This window comes from Roseateles sp. (assembly GCF_031397715.1).
GTDB lineage: Bacteria > Pseudomonadota > Gammaproteobacteria > Burkholderiales > Burkholderiaceae_C > Paucibacter_A.
In genome coordinates this window covers 1-3,835 of the sequence record NZ_JANNMI010000144.1, presented here as the reverse complement: position 1 = coordinate 3,835, position 3,835 = coordinate 1, and the positions used below count along the sequence as shown (strand labels likewise).

The following is a 3,835-nucleotide window of genomic DNA, read 5'->3' as shown; positions in this document are numbered from 1 at the left end:
GCTGCTGACCCTGAAATCGCGCCGCCTGTCTTGCGGGTTGGTCAGCCCATGCGCAAGGTGCAAAAGCATGCGGGAATAAGAGCTCATCGAACCGGAGATATCCGCCAGGATCAGCAGCGGTGCGGTTCGCAACCGCGGCCGCTGCCTGAGCAGCGCCAATGACTCGCTGCGCGCCTGCGCCCTGAGGCTGGCGCGCCAGTCCACCCGCCCGCTGACAGCAAGCTCCCAGCGCCGGCTCGGGCGGGTTTGCAGCAGCGGCCGCAGCTGCTTGAGTAAGTGCTCGGCTGCATGCCATTCGGCAGGCGTCATGCTGTCGAAGTCTTTGTGCTGCAGCAGCTCCCGCTCGCTCCAGCTGAGCCGCGCGTCCAGCTCGATGGGCTGCTCGGGCTCGCGCTGCGCTGCGGGCCTGTGGGGAAAGAGGGCCTGCGCCAGCCGCCGATTTTCCGGCAACGCCGGCCTACCCGGCTTGGCCTGCACCTGCGGCAACAGCATGCGCAGCACCCGGCCGAGCAGATCGGGGTCGCGCCAGAAGATCTGAAAGGCTTGATCGAACAGCGCGCGGTGCTCGGCCCGGTCCAATAGGCAAGCGGACAAGGTGGCGTGAAAGTCTTGGCGCGAGCTCAGGCCGGCCACCTGCAGCGCTTGCAAGCTCAACAGCACGCGGTCGCTGCCGACCGCCATGCCGGCTGCGCGCAAGACGCGCGCAAAGTGCATCACGTTCTCGGCCAGGTGGTCAGCCAGGTGCTCAGCCACGGCCGCTCTTGATGCTGGTTTGCACCTGCTCCAACAGCTTCGCCGCCTCGGAGCCGTGCACGCGCGCAATATCGTCTTGATACTTCAGCAGCACACCCAAGGTGGACTGCAGCGTCGCCGGGTCCAGCACCAAGGCGTTCAGGGCCAGCAGCGCGCGCGACCATTCGATCGTCTCGGCCACACCGGGCAGCTTGTACAGATCAAGCCGGCGCAAGCCTTGGATGAAGGCAACGATCTGCCGCGCCAGGGCGGCGGGCGCATCCGGCACGCGCAGCTTCAAGATCGCCAGTTCACGTTCGGCGTCGGGGAAATCGACCCAGTGATAAAGGCAGCGCCGCCGCAGCGCATCGTGAATCTCGCGCGTGCGGTTGGAGGTGATGATGACGATCGGCGGCAGTAAAGCCTTGACCACGCCCAGCTCCGGGATGGTGATCTGAAACTCGCTCAAGACTTCAAGCAAATAGGCCTCGAAGGGCTCATCGGCGCGGTCCAATTCGTCGATCAGCAAGACCGGCGCGACGGCGTTGGCCGGGTCAATCGCCTTCAGCAAGGCGCGCGGGATCAAGAAGCGCGGCGCGAACAAATCCTCGCTGAGCGCGGCCTTTTGCGCCGAGCCTTCGGCCAGCCTGATCTCCAGCATCTGGCGCGCGTAATTCCATTCATAAGCGGCCGCACTGAGATCCAGCCCCTCATAGCATTGCAAACGGATCAAGGGCCGATCCAGCATCGCTGCCAGCGTCTTGGCGATCTCGGTTTTGCCGGTGCCCGGCTCGCCTTCCAGCAACAGCGGCCGCTGCAGGCGCAAGGCCAAAAAAACCGCGGTGGCCAGCTCGCGCTGCGCCACATAGCCGTGCGCCAGCAGCAGCGCGGCGGTGCCGTCGATGTCGACCGGCAGCCCGGTGGCTAACTTCACGGGCAAGCGGCCACCGCCCGCCCCGCCAGCACCGGGATCAGCGCCGCGCGGTAGTCGGCCGAGCCGTGCAGATCGCTGCTGAGCTTGGCGGGGCTGATGCGCACGGCCATGGTCGCGGCCTGGCTCCAATGGGCATCCAGCGCCGCCTCCAGCGCCATGGCGCGGAACACGCCGGCACCGGCGCCGGTCACCGCGACGCGCACGCCCGCGGCCGTTTGGGCCACAAACACGCCGACCAGCGAGAAGCGCGAGGCCGGCTGTTTGAACTTCTGCCAGCCGGCCTTGGTCGGCACGGGGAAGCTCACCGAAGTGATGATCTCGCCCGGCTGCAAGGCGGTTTCGAACAGGCCGAGAAAGAAGTCATCGGCGCTGATGCTGCGCCGGTCGGTATAGATCGTCGCGCCCAGGCCCAAGACCGCCGCCGGATAGCAGGCGGCCGGGTCGTTATTGGCCAAGCTGCCGCCCAGCGTGCCGCGGTTGCGCACCTGGCGGTCGCCGATGCGGCCGGCCAAGTCGGCCAGCGCGGGGATCGCTTGCTGCACCTCTTTGCTGGCGGCCACCGCTGCATGCGTCGTCATCGCGCCAATGACAAGGTGAACGCCGGCGAGTCGAATGCCTTTCAAGTCGGCCAACCCGCTCAGGTCGATCAGCGCCTCGGGTGCGGCCAGGCCGAGCTTGATCGCGCCGAGCAAGGACTGACCCCCGGCGATCAACTTGGCGTCCGACCCGGCGGCCAGTGCGCCGGCTTCCGATAGCGAAGCGGCTTGGGTGTAGGTGAAGGTGGTCATGTGCAAGCTCCAAAGATTTCAGCGGGTGGCTTGAATGGCTTGCCAGACCCGGTGCGGCGTGGCCGGCATGGCGATGTCTTTGACGCCAATCGCATCGCAGATCGCATTGATGACGGCCGGCGGCGAGCCGATCGCGCCGGCCTCGCCGCAACCCTTCACGCCCAGCGGGTTGTGGGTACAGGGCGTACCCTTGGCGGTCTTGATGAAGAAGTTGGGCAAGTCATCGGCGCGCGGCATCGCATAGTCCATATAGCTGCCGGTCAGCAACTGGCCCGAGTCGGTGTCGTAGATGCCATGCTCCAACAGCGCTTGGCCGATGCCCTGAGCGATGCCGCCCTGCACCTGACCCTCGACAATCATCGGGTTGACGATATTGCCGAAGTCCTCGACCGCGCTGAAGCGGTCGACCCGCACATGGCCGGTGGCCGGGTCCACCTCGACCTCGCAGACATAGCTGCCGGCGGGGTAGGTGAAGTTGGTCGGATCGTAGAAGGCGTTTTCGTTCAGGCCCGGCTCCAGCTTGTCGAGCGGGTAGTTGTGCGGCACATAAGCCGTTAGCGAGACGGACGCAAAGGGCACGCTGCGGTCGGTGCCGGCGACCTTGAAGACGCCGTTCTCAAACTCGATATCGGTGTCGGCCGCCTCCAACAAGTGAGCGGCGATCTTCTTGCCCTTGGCGATCACCTTGTCCAACGCCTTGACGATGGCCGTGCCGCCGACCGACAGCGAGCGGCTGCCGTAGGTGCCCATGCCGAACAGCACTTTGCCGGTGTCGCCATGCTGGATGTCGACGTCCTCGAAGGGGATGCCGAGCTTGTCGGCCACCACCTGCGCAAAGGTCGTTTCATGGCCCTGGCCGTGCGAATGGCTGCCGGTGAAGATGGTCACCTTGCCGGTCGGGTGGACGCGCACCTCGCCGGCCTCGAACAGGCCGGCGCGCGCGCCCAAGGCGCCGGCAATATTCGACGGCGCCAAACCGCAGGCCTCGATATAGGTCGAGTAGCCGAGGCCGCGCTTGAAGCCCCGGGCCTCGCTCTCGGCACGGCGGGCCGCAAAGCCGGCCACATCGGCCAACTCGATCACGCCGTTCAGCGTCGCGTCGTAGTCGCCAATGTCATAGCTCAGGCCGACCGGCGTGGCATAGGGAAACGTGCGAATGAAGTTGCGCCGGCGCAGCTCGGCCGGATCTATCCCCAGCTCGCGCGCGGCCGTCTCGACCAGCCGCTCCACCACATAGGTGGCCTCGGGCCGGCCCGCGCCGCGGTAGGCGTCGACCGGCGCGGTATTGGTGAACACGCCGGTAACTTCGGCATAGATGGCCGGCGTCGTGTACTGGCCGGCCAACAGCGTGGCGTACAGAATCGTCGGCACGCTGCTGGCA

At 66.5% G+C, this 3,835-nt stretch carries 4 protein-coding genes; all 4 read right to left on the bottom strand.

The genetic code is table 11. The features are described 5' to 3' along the window. Window positions 1-753: VWA domain-containing protein (locus RMO57_RS06155; protein ID WP_310385165.1), on the bottom strand; the 753-nt coding region annotated here is incomplete at its 3' end. Then, window positions 746-1,666, bottom strand: coding sequence for a MoxR family ATPase (locus RMO57_RS06150; protein WP_310385164.1), 921 nt, complete (start codon window positions 1,664-1,666; stop codon window positions 746-748). The genes RMO57_RS06150 and RMO57_RS06155, both read right to left, overlap by 8 nt. Continuing rightward, window positions 1,663-2,454: a xanthine dehydrogenase family protein subunit M gene (locus RMO57_RS06145; RefSeq protein WP_310385162.1), complete on the bottom strand. Its 792-nt coding sequence runs from the start codon at window positions 2,452-2,454 to the stop codon at window positions 1,663-1,665. Before RMO57_RS06145 ends, RMO57_RS06150 begins: the two co-directional genes overlap by 4 nt. An 18-nt stretch (window positions 2,455-2,472) precedes the next feature. Beyond that, the coding region (locus RMO57_RS06140) for a xanthine dehydrogenase family protein molybdopterin-binding subunit (RefSeq protein WP_310385160.1) at window positions 2,473-3,835 on the bottom strand (1,363 nt) is incomplete at its 5' end.